Origin of the sequence: Streptomyces pyxinae (genome assembly GCF_024756275.1) — a bacterium.
GTDB classification, from domain to species: Bacteria; Actinomycetota; Actinomycetes; order Streptomycetales; family Streptomycetaceae; genus Streptomyces; species Streptomyces pyxinae.
In genome coordinates this window covers 19,787-35,847 of the sequence record NZ_JANUGQ010000005.1, presented here as the reverse complement: position 1 = coordinate 35,847, position 16,061 = coordinate 19,787, and the positions used below count along the sequence as shown (strand labels likewise).

Annotated in this window: 15 protein-coding genes; 7 read left to right on the top strand and 8 right to left on the bottom strand. The window is 73.5% G+C overall.

Annotated elements, in window-relative coordinates; translation table 11 throughout:
• Positions 1 to 180 precede the first annotated feature (180 nt).
• A complete protein-coding gene (locus NX801_RS08090) occupies positions 181 to 2,949 on the top strand; it encodes an eCIS core domain-containing protein (RefSeq protein ID WP_258786495.1) in 2,769 nt (922 codons plus the stop codon).
• Between the two features lie 28 nt (positions 2,950 to 2,977).
• On the opposite strand, the gene NX801_RS08085 is transcribed toward NX801_RS08090, so the two are convergent.
• The 3 genes from NX801_RS08085 to NX801_RS08075 all read right to left on the bottom strand — a co-directional run bounded on the left by NX801_RS08085 (position 2,978) and on the right by NX801_RS08075 (position 4,709).
• Complete coding sequence (locus NX801_RS08085; protein WP_258786493.1) at positions 2,978 to 3,124, bottom strand: hypothetical protein; 147 nt, start codon at positions 3,122 to 3,124, stop codon at positions 2,978 to 2,980.
• 481 nt (positions 3,125 to 3,605) lie between these two features.
• A complete protein-coding gene (locus NX801_RS08080; RefSeq protein ID WP_258786491.1) occupies positions 3,606 to 3,830 on the bottom strand; it encodes a DUF5133 domain-containing protein in 225 nt (74 codons plus the stop codon).
• A 78-nt stretch (positions 3,831 to 3,908) separates the two neighbouring features.
• A complete protein-coding gene (locus tag NX801_RS08075; RefSeq protein ID WP_258786490.1) occupies positions 3,909 to 4,709 on the bottom strand; it encodes an alpha/beta fold hydrolase in 801 nt (266 codons plus the stop codon).
• An 83-nt stretch (positions 4,710 to 4,792) separates the two neighbouring features.
• Here NX801_RS08075 and NX801_RS08070 point away from each other — a divergent pair, with 83 nt between their 5' ends.
• On the top strand, positions 4,793 to 5,551 hold the full coding sequence (locus NX801_RS08070) for a ZIP family metal transporter (protein WP_428986096.1): 759 nt from the start codon (positions 4,793 to 4,795) through the stop codon (positions 5,549 to 5,551).
• An 89-nt stretch (positions 5,552 to 5,640) separates the two neighbouring features.
• Here NX801_RS08070 and NX801_RS08065 read toward each other — a convergent pair whose 3' ends face one another.
• On the bottom strand, positions 5,641 to 6,489 hold the full coding sequence (locus tag NX801_RS08065; RefSeq protein ID WP_258786489.1) for a putative RNA methyltransferase: 849 nt from the start codon (positions 6,487 to 6,489) through the stop codon (positions 5,641 to 5,643).
• 434 nt (positions 6,490 to 6,923) lie between these two features.
• On the opposite strand from NX801_RS08065, the gene NX801_RS08060 reads away from it, so the two are divergent.
• Positions 6,924 to 7,781 (top strand): class I SAM-dependent methyltransferase, encoded by an 858-nt coding sequence (locus NX801_RS08060; protein WP_258786488.1) that lies wholly within the window; start codon positions 6,924 to 6,926, stop codon positions 7,779 to 7,781.
• A gap of 106 nt (positions 7,782 to 7,887) precedes the next feature.
• Here NX801_RS08060 and NX801_RS08055 read toward each other — a convergent pair whose 3' ends face one another.
• The gene (locus NX801_RS08055; RefSeq protein WP_258786487.1) at positions 7,888 to 8,793 is read right to left on the bottom strand and encodes a LysR family transcriptional regulator; all 906 of its coding nucleotides are present in this window, start codon (positions 8,791 to 8,793) and stop codon (positions 7,888 to 7,890) included.
• 75 nt (positions 8,794 to 8,868) lie between these two features.
• On the opposite strand from NX801_RS08055, the gene NX801_RS08050 reads away from it, so the two are divergent.
• Entirely contained in the window at positions 8,869 to 9,954 is a 1,086-nt protein-coding gene (locus NX801_RS08050; RefSeq protein WP_428986095.1) for a DMT family transporter, read from the top strand.
• 208 nt (positions 9,955 to 10,162) lie between these two features.
• Here the strand turns inward: NX801_RS08050 and NX801_RS08045 are convergent, their stop codons facing one another.
• Positions 10,163 to 11,494 (bottom strand): aminotransferase class I/II-fold pyridoxal phosphate-dependent enzyme, encoded by a 1,332-nt coding sequence (locus NX801_RS08045; protein WP_258786483.1) that lies wholly within the window; start codon positions 11,492 to 11,494, stop codon positions 10,163 to 10,165.
• A gap of 34 nt (positions 11,495 to 11,528) precedes the next feature.
• Between NX801_RS08045 and NX801_RS08040 the strand changes: the two genes are divergently transcribed.
• Positions 11,529 to 12,230, top strand: coding sequence for a pyridoxamine 5'-phosphate oxidase family protein (locus NX801_RS08040; protein ID WP_258786482.1), 702 nt, complete (start codon positions 11,529 to 11,531; stop codon positions 12,228 to 12,230).
• Between the two features lie 107 nt (positions 12,231 to 12,337).
• On the opposite strand, the gene NX801_RS08035 is transcribed toward NX801_RS08040, so the two are convergent.
• Positions 12,338 to 13,339, bottom strand: coding sequence for an EamA family transporter (locus tag NX801_RS08035; protein ID WP_258786480.1), 1,002 nt, complete (start codon positions 13,337 to 13,339; stop codon positions 12,338 to 12,340).
• A 205-nt stretch (positions 13,340 to 13,544) separates the two neighbouring features.
• A complete protein-coding gene (locus NX801_RS08030) occupies positions 13,545 to 14,174 on the bottom strand; it encodes a PadR family transcriptional regulator (RefSeq protein ID WP_258786479.1) in 630 nt (209 codons plus the stop codon).
• Positions 14,175 to 14,271: 97 nt separating this feature from the next.
• Between NX801_RS08030 and NX801_RS08025 the strand changes: the two genes are divergently transcribed.
• Complete coding sequence (locus tag NX801_RS08025; protein WP_258786477.1) at positions 14,272 to 14,754, top strand: DUF6228 family protein; 483 nt, start codon at positions 14,272 to 14,274, stop codon at positions 14,752 to 14,754.
• 483 nt (positions 14,755 to 15,237) lie between these two features.
• Entirely contained in the window at positions 15,238 to 16,047 is an 810-nt protein-coding gene (locus NX801_RS08020; protein ID WP_258786476.1) for a PhzF family phenazine biosynthesis protein, read from the top strand.
• The last annotated feature ends 14 nt before the right edge of the window (positions 16,048 to 16,061 follow it).

The window sequence follows — 16,061 nt, the reverse complement described above, 5'->3', positions numbered from 1 at the left end:
TGCGGTCCCTTGTGCGGCTGCGGCACGCGCGCTTGGATGACCGGGACATGATCCCCCACACACGCGGAGGCGAACCAGATGCGGTCGCGGTCGGAGCTGTCGGACGGGGACGCGCTCGGCGCTCGGCGGAAGGCCTCCGCCCCGGCCTCGCCCGCACCCCGTCCGCTCACCTCCGCGGAAGTGACCTCGCTCCAACGCCTGGCGGATCCCGGCGTCGTCGCCCGTGACGCCGGGCCGGACCAGCATGTCCACGGCTCCGGCTGTGGTCACGACGGTGGTGGGGGCGTCGACCCGGCCACCCAGAGCGCGCTGCTGGCGTCCGCCATCTCCTCGCCGAGCCGGCCGCTGTCCGGTGCGCTGCGCGCCGAGGCGGACGCCTTCTACCGGAACGACTTCTCCAGCGCCCGTATCCACGACAATCACGTGGCGCAGCGGGCGACCGAGGCTCTGGGCGCACAGGCGATGACGGTAGGGGCGCATGTCTTCCTGGGGCCGGGCATGGCCGGCAACAAGGAGGTCATGGGTCACGAACTGGGTCACGTCGACAAAAACCTGAGGGGCATCCGGGAGACCGGCAACGACAACGGCGCCGGCCTCAGCGTGACCGACCCCGGGCAGGACTCCGAGCGGACGGCCGCGGCCGACGGCGCGGCGTTCGCGGCGGGTGCCCGCACGGCCCCGTCGGCCGGCGCGGGTCACCACGGGACCGCGTCGGCCAGGGCGGTCCAGCGATCGGCCGGCGGGGCCGCCATGGCCCGCATGCGCTTCCTGCAGGGCGCGGCGGGCAACAACGCCGTCGCACGCCTCCTCGCTCCGGGTACGGCTCCCGTGCAGCGCGCGGGCAAGGACAAGAAGACGCCCCGGCAGAAGGCGAAGGAGATCGACGAGGCCGTCAAGGACGAGTGGAAGAAGGCCTACGGCGGCGGACGGCACGGTCAGGGCCCCGAGCAGGTCCGGCGACGGTACGCGCGTTCCATGAAGGATGACGCGACCTCCCAGACCCTGTCTCACCAGGCCTTCTTGGTGTACGACGCCGTCGCGGGGGTGCAGGAGCAGCAAGGCGCCAGGGACAACCGGGAGCGCGAGGTCCAGGGCATGCTGATCAACAACCGGCTGCTCTTCGCCTCGAATTACAACGAGTCGATGGACGCCCTCAAGAAGTTCACGACCCGCGACACCGAAGACGGCTACGCGGACATGGTCTCGACGCACCAGAGCACGGCCGGCCGGGAGCGCGGGATGGCGGGACCGGACGCCCGGGAGTATTCGGACCGGGTGGACCGGGCCGCCCTCAAGACCCAGGCGGTCATGACGGGCCAGCGCGGTGGAGAGGACGACGCCACGGCCGAGGCGCTGCGCAAACGCCACGGCAAGCCCGTGGCCCTCGTGGATGTGAGCGATCCGCAGCTGCACAAGCTGCTCACCAGCGAGAAGTTCGAGGGCTCGATCTTCCTGCTCACCTTCAAGGAGGAGAAGGGGCTGCTGCACGCCGAGCAGAAGCTGCTGCTGGCCCTGCGCCGGTCCGGGGTCAAGCCCAAGGAAGTCCGCGGCGAGCATGCCATCATGGGCCGGTACCGTGGCTGCCTCTGCTGCACCGCGGCCCTGGCGTACTACCGGAACAAGGCGGGGTTCGGAAACCTCGTCTTCGACCCGAACCCCGGCTTCTACTACTGGGAATCGCTCCAGAACCTCTACCAGCACCAGGCGCACGTCGTCAACGATCCCGATTTCAAGAACTACATGCTGGGCCTGGCGTCACAGCTGCCGGCCACGCCCGCCCTGTCGCGCATGCAGCCGCCCGAGGACGCCCACGAGAAAAACGGCCCGGAGAGCATCGTGGACGCCGGGCTAGCCGCACGGCGGAACTACCGGACCCCGTCCCTCAGCGACATCGAGACGGACTACGACGCGAACGGGCAGCCGGTCTTCTCCTCCTACACCCGCGCTCAGGACATCGCGGGCACCGAGGCGGGCGCCGCCCGAGTCGGCCAGGGGGCGGACACGATCAAGTCGAGGCTGCGCGCCGACCGCATCATCACCGACCCCGAACACCGGCGGCAGATCCAGGACACCTGGCTCAACGGATCGCCGGAAGCTAAGAAGACCCTCTTCAAGTACTGGGAAGAGACGGCGAGGGCGAGCCGTCCAGAGCTCGCCGAGATCATCAGCGAGGTGGACGGCAGGCGGACCATTGACGCCATCAAGTCCGCCATCTACCGGTGCGTGAACGACCGGACCGGCCACGAGGCCCGCGACGGCCGTGAGGCCGGGGCGCCCGTCACCCGCAGGCCGGACAAAGGCAAGTACGCCGAGAAGAAGTCGGACTCGGGCAAGAAGAAGTCGTCCAAGCCCAGCCGCAAGTCGATGAACAAGGAGTCCTCCGGCTGGGCCACGATCAAGTCGGTGATGGCGGCCGACACGGACTTCTACGCCAAGTGGCGCGAGAGGGAGAAAGGCAAGGGCAAGGGCAAGTCCATCGAGCCCAAGAGCATGCCATATGCCCTGGCCCAGACCGTGGCCGAACTCAGCAACAGGTACACCGTGTCGTCGATGGCGCGGATGCTGCACATGGCGGAACGGTCCCTCACCCGTCGCGTCAACGAGGTGGAGGCGGCCAACGTGCCGGGCGGCTGGGAGTCCGGGCCGGTGTATGACGAGGACGTGCCGATGTCCGGAATGGGCGGCGACGCTCCGGAAGCCGGCTACTCCGGGAACCAGTCCGCCGCAGGCGGTGCCTACGCCTACGTGATCGCGGACGTGGGAACGTCCACCGGAACCATCCAGTACCGCGACTTCCCGGGCTACACCCGACAGGTCGACTCCACCGGGCAGGTGACCTACCTCGACGACGAAACCGGCTCCGTCAGCATCTGGCACGAGGAGACCCAGCGCATGGTCGTGATCGCTGGACCGGTCCAGTACAGCGCCATGGACTTGAGTTACTCCTAGTGCTGCGCCGCGGCAGTTCCCACGATGGCTAGTGGGCGGTAAGGAGTTCGCCGATGTCCTCGATGTCCTCGATGTCGAGGTGGTCGGGATCGAAGGCGCGCCGAGCGTGGACGGTGCGCGTACTGCGATGAGGGCCCGGTCCACTGCCCCGTGCCGCGTCGTCGATGTTGTACACGCCCGCGCATACCGCGGCGAGCAGGGATATCACTTCGGCGGCCGGGTTGGCGCCGGCACTCCCACGTCGGCGATCAGGTTCGATTCAGCTGTAGACCGAGGTGTTCTCGGCCGGCGGAGTCCAGGCGCCGCGACCGGGCGCCCGACGGGCAGTCCAACTGTCCTGCCGCACAGCAGAGTTCAGGACGGCGTCCCACCCGCCGTATGGGGGCGCGACGGTACGGCGCCAGAAACGGAGTCGGGGGCAGGCCGCGCCGTCGCGGTCCACTCCACGCGCGCCCATTCCACGAAGGAGCTGCCATGCGTGTGCGCGCGTGGATCACTGCCCTGGCCGTCGCACTGGAGACCGTTGCCGAGTTCGGCCTCACGACCGGGCGGGCGGTGGCGGCGAGGTTGGGGACGACTCCGCTGATCACTTACGACATGCAGGTGCAGAACGGTAGCGGGGAGAGCATGCGTGTTGCTCCCGGGCCGGAGCGCCGTCACGCGGCCAGCGCCGTACCGGCCGGGTCCGGGACCGCCGCGGCGGCGAGCAGTGTCTCCGCGACGGTGAGCGCCTCACCGATGTGCCGCGTTCCGGTCAGGACGCACAGGGTATAGCTGACGTCCTCCAGCGACGGCTCGCCCGCCGCCTCGCCGCGGCCGGCTCGCAGCTCGGTGTAGCGGGTGAGCTGGGAACGCAGATAGTGGGGATCGGGTATCAGCATGGCGCAACCCTCCGTCAGCGACCGGTGTCGCCCTTCGCTTTCCCCGGTCGCGGCGGTACATGCCCGCTACATGAAAGGTCAACAGCACGGGTGCCGCGCGGGACCGCGGTCGGGCGCCGGACGCGGACCACCCCTGTGCAGGGCGGTGAAGTCCCCGATGAGGGCGGAGAGCGCGCCCGGGGCGCTGTAGTGCGCGGCGTGCGCGGCGCCCTCGATCACGGCGGTGTGCCCGTCGCCCACTGTCCGGGCCACCCGCCGGACCCACGGAGCGGGGGCGAGGGTGTCGCCCGCTCCGCGCACGACGAGCGTCGGCACCCGGACCCGGGCCAGGTGCGCCTCGAACAGGGTGGTGGCATCGCGCAGGGCGTGGCGGAAGGACGCGGTGAACCGCAGGGGGCCGGTCGTGAGGTAGTCGCTCGCCGCCACCGCGAGCAGGGACAGCGGCTCCCGGGGTATGTCGGCCAGCAGCCGTCCGGCCTGGCCGCCCGTGGACACCCGGGGGTCGAGCGCCGGGCCGACGAGGACCATATGGCGAGCGGTGTCCGGGTGGTGGGCGACGAGCGCGGCGGCCACCTGGCAGCCCACCGAGTTGGCGACCAGCAGGCTCGGCCCCAGGGCCAGGGCTTGGTACCAGCGCGCCAGGGCGTCGGCGGCCTGGCCGATGTCGGGCATCCGGCGCGCGGCGCTCCGCGAGCGGGCGTTGCCCGGCAGATCCGGTACGAACACGGTCGCACCCCGCGCCGCGAGCCGCCGGGCGAGCGGGGCGAAGTAGCGCCCCGACAGTCCAAGGCCGTGCACCAGCACCGCCGTTGGGCCGCCCGGCCGCACCGGCGGACCGAATCGGCGGGTGAAGAGCCCGGCACATGTCGTCTGCTGCATCCCCCTACCTTCTCCCCCGGGCGGTGGCCCCGGACGGCCGGGCCGGTGCTTCGGCCCGTGTGGTGGCGGGTAGGGACGGGTGCATGCCAGAGATCCCGGAGATCATCGAGGCCGGCCTGTGGGGTCTGGTCGCCGGCTCGGCGCTGCTGGTCGGGGCGGTGATCGGCTACGGGGTGCGAGTGCCCCGGTGGCTGACCGCCTCGGTCATGGCGTTCGGGGCCGGAGTGCTGCTGTCCGCCGTGTCGTTCGAGCTGGTGGCGGAGGCGTACGAGGAAGCGGGCCTCGCCCCGGCGGCGATCGGGACGATCGGCGGCGCGCTGGCCTACACCGGCGGCAACGCCTGGCTCGCCCGGCGCGGTGCGCGCCACCGCAAGCGGAGCGGTGGCGCGCAGCCCTCGGAGGAGCAGCAGGAGGGCTCGGGGTTGGCGCTGGCCCTGGGAGCGCTGCTGGACGGGGTGCCCGAGTCCGCCGTCATCGGCGTGAGCCTCCTCAAAGGGGGCGCGGTCAGCCTGGTCACCGTGATCGCCGTCTTCATCAGCAACGTCCCCGAGGGCCTGTCGAGCGCGGCCGGCATGCGGCAGGCCCGCCGCTCCAAGGTGTATGTGTTCACGGTGTGGGGCGCGATCGCGCTGGCCAGCACCGTCGCGGCGGTACTTGGCTACGCCGTGGTCGGCCCGCTGTCGGCCACGGTGGTGGCGGCGGTCACCGCCGTGGCGGCCGGCGCCATCCTGGCGATGATCGCCGACACCATGATCCCGGAGGCGTTCGAAGACGCCCATCTGGCCATAGGACTGATCACGGTGGCCGGATTCCTGGTCTCCTTCGCCCTGTCCCACGCCTGACCCCGCGCCCCGGGCCGGGGCCGCCGGTGGTCGCCGGCCCCGGCGCACCGCCGCCGGGGCCGGTAGGGGTCACCGGGGCCGGCCGATGGTCACCGGGGCTGGTAGGCGGTGGCCAGCACGGAGACGGTGACCCGGCCCGGGAGGGGGCCGTGGGCGTCCAGGGCCGCGCGGTCCAGGTGGCGTGCGCTCGGCGTCATCCCCACGAGGTCCAGGGCCTGTTGCCGGGCCAGGGGCATGACGTACTCGACCCGCTGGGTGCGGGCGGCCTCGAAGTAGGGGCCCAGCGTCTGCCTCAGGCGCTCTTCCTTGGCCGGATCGACCGTGACCATCCCGGGCAACCTCCCGCACAGTTCGGCCAGGTGCCGGCCGGTAGGACGGACCACCATCAACCGGCCGGCCGGGCGGAGCACCCGGTGGAACTCGTACGGGTTGCGGGGGGCGAACACGTCCAGCACGACATCGGCCGCCCGGTCGGCCAGGGGCAGGGGACGGAAGACGTCCCAGCTCGCCGCGGCGGCCCGCCGGTGGGCCCGGGCCGCCGAGCGCAGTGCGCGTACCGAGGAGTCCAGGCCCAGGCCGCGGGCGGCGGGCGACCGGTCGAGCACACCGGCCAGGTAGTAACCGGTGCCGCAGCCGACGTCCACCACCGTGCCCCGGCCGGGCAGGGCGCCGGCCGTCAGAGCGGCCACGGTCCGGCGGATCGGGTCGTACCCGCCGGTGGACAGGAACCGGTCCCGGGCCCGCGCCATGGCCGCGTCGTCCCCGCTGGTGGCGCGGGCGCCGGTCAGCAGGCCGACGTAGCCCTGGCGGGCGAGGTCGAAGGCGTGGCCGGCCGGGCAGCGCAGCGCACCGCGCCCGGGGTGGAGGCGGGCGCGGCACAACGGGCAGTGCAGCGGGCCGAGGAACGGTTCGAGAGCAGGGGGAAGCGATACGGGCACCAGACACTCCGGGCAGCGGTGAGGAAGAGGGACCATGCCCGCGTGCGTGGGGGGCGAGAAGCGCCGCTTCAGGAGCGGCGAGGCCCGGCGTCCGGCCGCCCCGGTACCGGGGAACCGGGCTACCGGTGGCGCGAGTGGACGTGTCCCACACAGCGGGCGCACCGAGGAGGGCGACGCCCTGCGGCATCGCCCTCAAAGCCTCGTGATCACACGAACTCGAAGTGCGGGGTCCTCACACCGGCATCCTCATTCGTTCCGCCGGAAGCCCCCTCCGGCCCCCGGCGGTGGGAAGACATGGTCCGGCCGGGGCACTTGGGCCCACGGGCCGGGGCGGGTCCGGCCCATTCCGCGCCTCTCTCGCACAGAGATTCGCACGACCACTCGAAGGGCTTGACACCGGCATCTCCGCCACCGGGGCGGGATACGCTCCGCCCATGTGGTCCCACGACGGGGAACCCGCCTCCCCGAGACACCACGTTCCGACGGATCTGGCACCCGTCGCCCGGACAGCCCTGTGGGCGCTTCACCACCGGGCGTCGGCCGCCCGCCGTTCTCCACCGCTTCTGTCGGACCCCGCCGCGGTGGAACTCGTCGACCGGTGCGCCTGGCCCCTGACGGCCTGGTTCGGCGCCCCGAACACACTCGTCGAGCAGTACCTCGCCCGGCGGGCCCGCATGTACGACGCCGCGACGGCGCACTTCCTGGCCCGGCACCCCGGGGCGACGGTCATCGCCCTCGGGGAAGGACTGGAGACACAGTTCTGGCGCGCGGACAACGGCACCGCGCAGTGGCTCTCGGTCGACCGGCCCGAAGTGATCGCCCTGCGCCGCGCGGTTCTCCCGCACGGACCTCGGCAACACACCCTCACCTGCTCGGCGACCGACCCCCGGTGGACCGACCACGCCGTCGCCCGCCCCCCGGTGCTCATCACGGCCCAGGGCCTGTTCATGCACCTGCCGCCGCCCCAGGGTGCCGCCCTCGTCCGCCTCTGTGTCCGGCGCTTCCCGCACAGCGTGCTGCTCTTCGATGTCCTTCCTCCGGCTCTCACTCATCTGGCTCCGTACATCCTGCTTCGCGGCGGAACGTTCCGCTTCCCGTCCCTGCGCCGCACCCCCGGGCCGTCCGCCTGGCGCCGTGCCCGCGCCGGGACGGGGTGCGTGTCGACGGTGCGGAGCATCGGCCCGTACGCGGTCGGGCCGTACGCCGTCGCCCGAACCATGCTCGCCGCCCAGCGTTCACCACTGGTGCGCGACGCACTGCTCCCGGCCCTCGTCCGGATGGAGATCCCCTGAGGCCGCCGCTCCACTCGGGCCGGCCGCCGTCACCGCCGACGGCGACACCGTCAGGCCGGCCTCGCCGGCATGGCCGGTCCCCTCACCCCGCCACCCGCCAGTCCGCTCACTCCGCCGCCCGCCGGCCCGCCTCCCGCAGCGCGTCCACCACCGCGCGGATCGACGGGCGCCGGTCGGCGTCGGCGCGCCAGGTGGCGTGGATGTGCCGCCGCAGCCGGTGTCGTACGGGGACCAGCGCCACGCCCTCCGGCAGCGGGTCGCGCCCGAGGCGGGGGGCCACGCACACCCCGAGCCCGGCCCGGACGAAGGCGAGCTGGGTGTGGTGCTCCTGCGCGAAGTGGGTGATGCGCGGCTCGATCCCGGCGGACCGCAGGGTGAACATCAGCCAGTCGTGGCAGGCCTCTCCCTCGGGCCAGGACACCCACTCGTCGTCGGCGAAGTCCCGCAGGTCCACCTCGCCCCGGCCCGCGAGCGGATGGCCGGCGGGCATGGCGACATCGGCGGTGTCGTCCAAGAGGTGGGCGCGGTTGAGTCCGACTGGTGTCGGGAACCGCTTGTTGCTCCAGTCCAGCACCACGGCGAGATCCGTGTCCCCGCGCGCCACCTGGCGCATCCCGTCCTCGGGCTCCAGCTCGGCGGTCCGGACCAGCAGGTCGGGATGGTCGCGGCGGAGCGCCGAGACGGCGAGCGGGAAGAGGCCCCTGGCCACCGTGGGAAAGCCGGCCAGCCGCACCTCCCCCACCACTTGGCCGCGCTGCGCCTCGATGTCCGCCTGGGCCAGCTTCACCTGGGAGAGGATGCGGGCCGCGTGGTCCGCGAGCAGCAGTCCGGCGTCGGTGAGCCGCACCCCGCGCCCGTGCTTGGCGAGCAGTTGCTGCCCCACTTCCCGCTCCAGCTTGGCGAGCTGCTGGGAGACGGCCGACGTGGTGACATGCAGACCGTCGGCGGCGGCGCTCACCGAGCCGTGCCGGGCGAGGGCGTCCAGGGTGCGCAGGCGCTCCAGATTCAACATGTAAGCAATGCTAAGCGATGGGGTTCAAGAAATATCGCTTGTTCTAATATGAAGCCGGAGGTCAAGGTGGTCAGCATGAGCCTCGCGTCCCCCTCCCGTCCGCCCTCCGATCCTTCGCGCCCGGCGCCACCGTCCTCCGCCGGCACTCCGGCGCAACGGCCCGCCGCTGATGTTCCGGCGCCGCCGCACTCCACCCCTGCCACGGTGCCGCCGGCCGACTCCCGGGCGGCATCCCGGCCCGCCGTGGACTGGCGGATCCGGTTCGCGGCGCTCTGTGCCATCTGGGGGTTCAGCTTTCTGCTGATCAAGCTGGGAACGGGGGCCTACGCACCACTCCAGGTGACCTTCGGGCGGCTGCTGTTCGGTACGGCGGTGCTGGCCGTGGCGATGGCGGTGAAGCGGGCCCGGCTGCCCCGCGGGGCCGGCACCTGGGCCCGGCTCTTCGTGGCCGGCTTTCTGCTGAACGCCCTGCCGTTCTCGCTCTTCGCCTATGCCGAGCTGACCATCCCCTCCACGCTGGCCGGCATCTGCAACGCGACTTCGCCGCTCTGGGGCATGGTGCTGTCGCTGGTGGCCCTCTCCGAGGACCGGCCGACCCGCCGCCGGGTCGCCGGCCTGGGGCTCGGCTTTCTCGGGGTACTGACCGTGCTCGGCGCCTGGCAGGGCTTCTCGGGGGTCGACACCACCGGTACGGTCCTGGCGCTGTTCGCCTCGCTGAGCTACCCGGTCGGCTGGATCTGGGTGCGCCGGACGCTGGCCGGGCGACCCGAGTCGCACTTGTCGCTCACCGGGGCGCAGCTGGGCCTGGCCACCCTGCAACTGGCGCTGGTGACACCGCTGTTCACCACCTGGCCGGGCAGCCTCCAGGTCGGTCCGCTGCTGGCGGTGGCGGCGCTCGGCGCGCTGGGGACGGGCTTCGCGGTACTGCTCCAGTACGGGTTGGTGGCCGAGGTCGGGCCGACGACCGGGCAGATGGTCACCTACTTCGTCCCGGTCATCGCGACGGCGGCCGGAGTGACGCTGCTGGGCGAGCCGCTGAGCTGGAACACCCCGGTCGGCGCGGTGATCGTGCTGGCGGGCGCCGCGCTCACCCAGAGCCGCCCGCGCGCCGGCCGGACGCCCCGCCGTGCCCGGATCCGCACCGGCCGGCCGGGCGCGTAGCGCGCGGCGCCCGGACCCGCACTGACCCGGAGCCCGCCGGACATCGCGCCGGGCCGGGACCCGCACCGGCCGCCCCGGCTGGCAGCACGTATCACCCGGGAACGGTGGCGCCCCGAGGCGCCAGGGCCCCCCGCACTCGTCCGTCGTGGCACGGGCGGCGCGCACGGCTCGGCCGTGACCGGGCGGCCTCCGGCCCCGGCCGGCCGGCTCAGCCGTGGCTGCGCGGGGCCACCGGGGCGGTCGCCGCCGCCACCGCGTCGGCCAGCGGGGCGATGTCGGGGAGCGCCAGGTCCGAGACGGTCAGCCGCATCCCGGGCCCGGCGGCCTGCCGGAACCGGGCGCCCGGGGCCACCGCCCAGCCCGCCTGCGCCAGCCGGGCGACCGCCCCGGTCTCGTCCGCCACCGGCACCCAGACGTTCATCCCGCAGCGCCCGTGTGCCCGCACACCCCGCTCGGCCAGCGCGGCGATCAGCCCCTCCCGGCGCTCCCCGTACGACGCGGCGACCGCCCGCGCGTCCAGGGCCTCCGTCTCCCAGAGCCGTACCACCGTGCGCTGGAGCAGCCGGCTCACCCACCCGGGCCCGAGCCGCTGCCGCCCCAGCAACCGGTCCACGGTCACCGGGTCGCCGGCCAGCGCCGCCACCCGCAGGTCCGGTCCGTACGCCTTGGCCAGCGACCGGACGAACGCCCAGTGCGTGGTGGCCCCGGCCAGCGGGTGCGGCGCCAGGTCCACGAACCCGTGCCCGTTGTCGTCCTCCACCACCAGGGTGTCCGGGTACCGGGCGAGCAGTCGCCGCAGCTCCGCCGCCCGGGCCCGGCTCACCGCCGCCCCGGTCGGGTTCTGCGCCCGGCAGGTCACCAGCAGCGCCCGCGCCCCGCCCCGGAGCGCCCGCGCCACCGCGTCGGGCAGCGGCCCCTCGTCGTCCAGCGCGACGGGCACCGGGCGCAGCCCGAGGGCCGGCACCAGATCGAGGAGCCGGTCCCAGCCGGGGTCCTCCAGCGCGACCGCGTCGCCCGGGCGGAGGTGCGCCATGAGCACCCGCTCGGTGGCGTCGAGCGCCCCCGAGGTGACGGCCGGCGGCCCGTCCGGCACTCCGTCGGCGGTCAGCGAGGCCCGGGCCAGCCGTCCGAACTCCGGGTCCACCGGTTCCTCGCCGTACAGCCCCGGGCGCTCGTCGCTCCACCGCGCCGTCTCCGCCAGCGCCCCGGCCAGCGGGGGCAGCAGTGCGGGGTCCGGATTGCCCCGCCCCAGATCCCGTACGCCCTCGGGGGCATCGATCAGCAGAGCACCCCGGGCGGTGGTGGCGGGGGCGGGCCGCACCCGAGTGCCCCGGCGACCGGCCGTCTCCACGACCCCCCGGTCCCGCAGGGCGCGGTAGGCGGCCGCGACGGTATTCGGATTCACCCCCAGCTCCTGCGCCAACTCCCTCATGGGGGGCAGGGGTTGCCCCGGCGCCAGGGCACCTTCACCGACTCCCCGCTCGACGCTGGCGACGATCTCCACAGCACGACGGCCCGCAATCCGATAATGTCCTAGCACGAAGATAATTATGCACTAGTTCAAAGGAGCTGTCATGCCGGACACGACCAGGAGCGGGAAAACGGCGGACGAACGGTCCACGCCCGGCACCTACGCGCCGACCGACCGCACGGTGCCCACCCGGGCCCGGGAGCGGGCCGCGTACGACCGGGAACTGGTGCACGCGATCCTGGACGAGGGGTACGTCTGCCACCTCGGGTTCGTCCGGGACGGCGCGCCGGTGGTGCTCCCCACGCTCTACGGGCGGATCGGCGAACGGCTCTACATCCACGGCTCCACCGGTTCCCGGCCGCTGCGGGCGGCGGGCCGGACCGATCCGGGGCTGGCCGTCTGCCTCACGGTGACCCTGCTGGACGGTCTGGTGCTGGCCCGTTCGGCCTTCCACCACTCGATCAACTACCGCTCGGTCGTGGTGCACGGCACGGCCCGGACGGTGACCGACCCGGAGGAGAAGCGGGTGGCGCTGGACGCCCTGGTCGACCAGGTGGTGCCCGGCCGGTCCCGGGACTCCCGGCCCGCCGACACCAAGGAGCTGGCCGCCACCGCCGTACTCCGCCTGGAGCTGGCCGAGGTGTCCGCGAAGCTGCGCACCGGCGGCCCGAACGACGACCCCGAGGACCTGGCGCTGCCCCACTGGGCCGGTGTGGTCCCGGTCGCGCCCCGGTACGCCGCCGCCGTCCCCGCGGCGGACCTGGATCCGTCGATCGGCACCCCCGCCTATCTGCCCGGCGGCTGATCCCACCGGGAGGCGGCCCCCCCTCTCCTGGCCGGGTGCCACCCGCGCGGACGGCGCCCGGCCCGCAGCCGGGCGCCCAGCCCACCGCGCTCGGCACTCCCCGGCGCTCAGCCCACCGCGCTCGGGATCCCCGGGGGCGTGGCGCCGGCCGGCTCCCCGGCCGCCGTCCCGTCGCCCCCGGGCCCCGGCGGCGGGGGCGGGGCGCCGGGGGTGGCGGCCTGGGCGACCAGAGCGCCGGCGAGGACCACCGCCCCGCCCACCAACTGCGGCGCCGACAGGTGCTCCTTCAGCAGCACCCACGCCAGCACGGTGGCGACGACCGCCTCCAGGCAGGCGACCACGCCCGCGACCTGCGGGGAGAGCCGGCGCACCGAGATCACTCCGGTGAGGTACGCCAGTACGGTCGCCACCAGCACGATCCAGCCGAGCAGCAGCCAGACCGGCAGGCGGGTGCCGCCCATCGAGGCGGTACCGGCCAGCACCTGCCAGTCCAGCGTCCACGGCCGCGCCACCGCCGTCAGAAGGCCGGCGCCCACCAGCAGGCCGTACGCGATCACGCCGAACGGATCGACCGGCTCCGCCTCGTTACCGCGGTGGTCGGACAGGACGAAGTAGCCGACCTGGCAGCCGGCCGCGCCGAGCGCGAGCAGCAGCCCCAGGGCGTCGAAGCGCAGCCCCGACCACACCTCCACCACACAGGCGAGCCCGCCGACCGCCAGCACCGCCCCGGCCACCGCCGCCCGGCCGACCGGTCGGCGCCGCACGAAGCGCACCCAGCCGAGCACCAGCGCCGGGGCGAGGTACTCGACCAGCAGCGCCACCCCGACCGGGATACGGGAGAGCGCGGCGAAGTAACAGGCCTGCACCCCGGCCACGGCGAGCAGCCCGTAACCGACCAGCAGAGCCGGCCGGCGGCGCACCAGCTCCCGGTGCCGCCAGGCGACCGGGAGCATCACCAGCGCGGCCCCCGCGACGCGCAGCCACACCATATGCAGACTGTCGAGCCCCGCCCCGATCAGCGGCTTGGCCGCCACCCCGGACCCGCCGAACGCGAAGGCGGAGGCCAGGGCGAGCCCGAGACCGGTGTTCTTCCCCGTGGACGTGCGCATCGGGCCATCATGGCAGTGGGCCGTCAGGAGCGTAAGGCCCATGACACCTGTTGAGACGCCCGCCGCCCGGGCACCCGACCGGGCCGGCGGGCACCCGGCACGGGCCCGCACGCCGATCGCCGGCCGTCGGCCCTCCGGAAGCCCGGCGACCGACGACCGGCGATCAGCCCTCGCCCGTCAGCCCCCGTCGATCAGCACTCGTCCATCAGTGCTCGTCGGCGAGGATCAGATACAGCTTCTTACGGGCCTCGTTGACGACCGCCAGGGCCTTCTGCCGCTGCTCCGGGCTGCCGGTCTTCCAGACCTGTCCGAAAGCCTCGAACAACCCCATCCCCGCCTGCCGGACCTCGTGCAGGGACTCCCAGTCGATGCCGCGCCCGGCCTCCTCCCAGGGGGTGGCCGACCCCGCCTCGGCCTCCGCGCGCCCGGCCTCGGTCAGCGTGAACAGCTTCTTGCCGCCCTCGCTCTCGCTGGTGATCAGCCCCTCGTCCTCCAGCATCTGGAGGGTCGGGTAGACGGAACCGGGACTGGGCCGCCAGGCCCCGCCGCTGCGCTCGCCGATCTCCTGGATCATCTCGTACCCGTGCATCGGACGGTCCTTGAGCAGCGCCAGGATCGAGGCGCGCACATCACCGCGCCGCGCCCGCCCCCGGCCACCGCCACGACCCCGGCCGCCGAAGGGCCCACCACCGAACGGCCCGCCGCCACCGAATCCGGGCCCGAACGGACCGAAGGCGGCCCGCCGCCCCTCGAAGTCCCCGTGACCGCCCCGACCGTGATGGCCGGGCCCACAGCGCCCGGGGCCGTGCTCATATCCGTGTCCTTGAGGATGCATCGCAACGCTCCTTTCATCGTTGATCTGTCGCGATGCCTCAACGATATATCGGAACACGTCGCCAAGCAATCGTCTGCGTCCTAGTAGCGTTCCGGCCATGTCCTCCCCGAACGACGACACCGACAGCACCGACAGCACCGACAGCACCGACAGCACACCCAGCGTGACCATTCGCTGCCGGGACAACGCGTCCGTCAGCGTGACGTTCTGCGATCGCTTCAGCTTCGACTCGGACTCCGTGCACTACGCCGTCGAGCTATGCGCCCCAGGTCTGACCGCTCGCGTCAACGAGGTCGTCGCCTGGGTCCGGGACAGCGATCTCACGCCGTTCCTGGAAGGGCTCGCCGGCGACTATCAGGGGTGGAACGGCGAACGGAACTGGCAGGCCCAGGACCGAGACGTGGCGGTGTCGGCCGCCTTCCGGTCCGGCGGCCACGTCGGGCTGACCTGGACCCTGCGACCATGGACGCAGGCCGCCGGCGGCTGGGGCGCATCGGTGACCACCTGGCTGGAGGCCGGCGAGCAGATGGCTGCGCTGGCGACCGACATCCGGCACTTCCTCGCCCAGGAGAGACGGTGACGTCCGGCATCCGCATCACCTGGACGCCGGGGCACACGGATGGGCCGACCGCACCCTGGAGGATCATTACGCGAGACCCGAACTCACCGACACCGGCCGGCCCCGGGCTCCGCCTTCGGACGCGGGCCCTGGCACACTCCCCGGGTCCCGACCGGCGAGCGGCGGAAGCGTTCGGGTGAAGTGAGACGGCTCCAGCGGGCGGGCCCAGGACGGTTCGCCGCGGGGGGCCGGTCGCCGGGGGCACCCCACCAACAGGTGTGACGGACGGGTCCGCCACCCGGTGCCCACACGCTCACCCCGGCCCGGCCCCTCGGCACACGGTCCGGTCCCGAGGGCGACCGGCCGGCCCGCCTCGCACCCGGCCACCCGGCCACCCGGCACCGACTCCCGGCACGACACCGGGTTCCACCGGCGCGGAACATCAGGCCACCCACCCCGAATTGGCCTTGGCCGACGAGGTCACCACGCCCTTAACGTCACGGCATGCGGATACGAATCGTGGATGCCTTCACCGACCGGCCCTTCTCGGGCAACCCGGCCGGGGTGCTGTTGCTGGACGCCTTTCCCGACGACGACTGGCTGCAGCGGGTGGCCACGGAGGTGAACCTCTCCGAGACCGCCTTCGCCCACCCGCTGCCGCCGGGCGGCGAGGCCGACTGGGCGCTGCGGTGGTTCACCCCACTGACCGAGGTCGACATGTGCGGGCACGCCACCCTGGCCACGGCCCATGTGCTGGCCGGCACCGGCCGGGTGAGCGGCACCGTCCGGTTCGCCGCCCGCTGCGGTGTCCTGACGGCCACCGCGGGCGAGGACGGCACACTGACCCTGGACTTCCCCACCTCCTCCCTCACCCCCGCCCCGGCCCCCGACGGGCTGGCGGAGGCGCTGGGCGCCCGCGTGCTCTCCACGCACGACACCGCGGAGCACGTCGGCTACCTGCTGGTGGAGCTGGCCGACGAGCGGACCGTACGGGAACTGGCCCCGGACCCCTCCGCCATCAGGAAGCTGCCGGTACGGGGGATCGTGGTCACCGCGCCGGCCGAGGACCCCGGGCGCGGCTACGACTTCGTCTCGCGCGGCTTCTTCCCGGCGGTCGGCATCGACGAGGACCCGGTGACCGGCAGCGCCCACACCGCCCTCGCCCCCTTCTGGTCGGCCCGCACCGGACGCACCGAGCTGACCGGTCTCCAGGGCGGGGCGCGCACCGGCATCGTGCGCACCGCGCTGCGCGGTGAGCGCACCCTGCTCACCGGGTCCGCCGTCACGGTCATCGAGGGCGACCTGCTCGGCTGACGGAGCGCCGGGGG

What these genes read in the sequence shown, in the direction of transcription:
- NX801_RS08075 (WP_258786490.1), bottom strand. Translation starts at nt 4,709, where the DNA reads ATGCAGCAGACGACATGTGCCGGGCTCTTCACCCGCCGATTCGGTCCG.
- NX801_RS08070 (WP_428986096.1), top strand. Translation starts at nt 4,793, where the DNA reads ATGCCAGAGATCCCGGAGATCATCGAGGCCGGCCTGTGGGGTCTGGTC.
- NX801_RS08025 (WP_258786477.1), top strand. Translation starts at nt 14,272, where the DNA reads ATGTCCTCCCCGAACGACGACACCGACAGCACCGACAGCACCGACAGC.
- NX801_RS08080 (WP_258786491.1), bottom strand. Translation starts at nt 3,830, where the DNA reads ATGCTGATACCCGATCCCCACTATCTGCGTTCCCAGCTCACCCGCTAC.
- NX801_RS08040 (WP_258786482.1), top strand. Translation starts at nt 11,529, where the DNA reads ATGCCGGACACGACCAGGAGCGGGAAAACGGCGGACGAACGGTCCACG.
- NX801_RS08060 (WP_258786488.1), top strand. Translation starts at nt 6,924, where the DNA reads ATGTGGTCCCACGACGGGGAACCCGCCTCCCCGAGACACCACGTTCCG.
- NX801_RS08050 (WP_428986095.1), top strand. Translation starts at nt 8,869, where the DNA reads ATGAGCCTCGCGTCCCCCTCCCGTCCGCCCTCCGATCCTTCGCGCCCG.
- NX801_RS08030 (WP_258786479.1), bottom strand. Translation starts at nt 14,174, where the DNA reads ATGCATCCTCAAGGACACGGATATGAGCACGGCCCCGGGCGCTGTGGG.
- NX801_RS08020 (WP_258786476.1), top strand. Translation starts at nt 15,238, where the DNA reads ATGCGGATACGAATCGTGGATGCCTTCACCGACCGGCCCTTCTCGGGC.
- NX801_RS08055 (WP_258786487.1), bottom strand. Translation starts at nt 8,793, where the DNA reads ATGTTGAATCTGGAGCGCCTGCGCACCCTGGACGCCCTCGCCCGGCAC.
- NX801_RS08035 (WP_258786480.1), bottom strand. Translation starts at nt 13,339, where the DNA reads ATGCGCACGTCCACGGGGAAGAACACCGGTCTCGGGCTCGCCCTGGCC.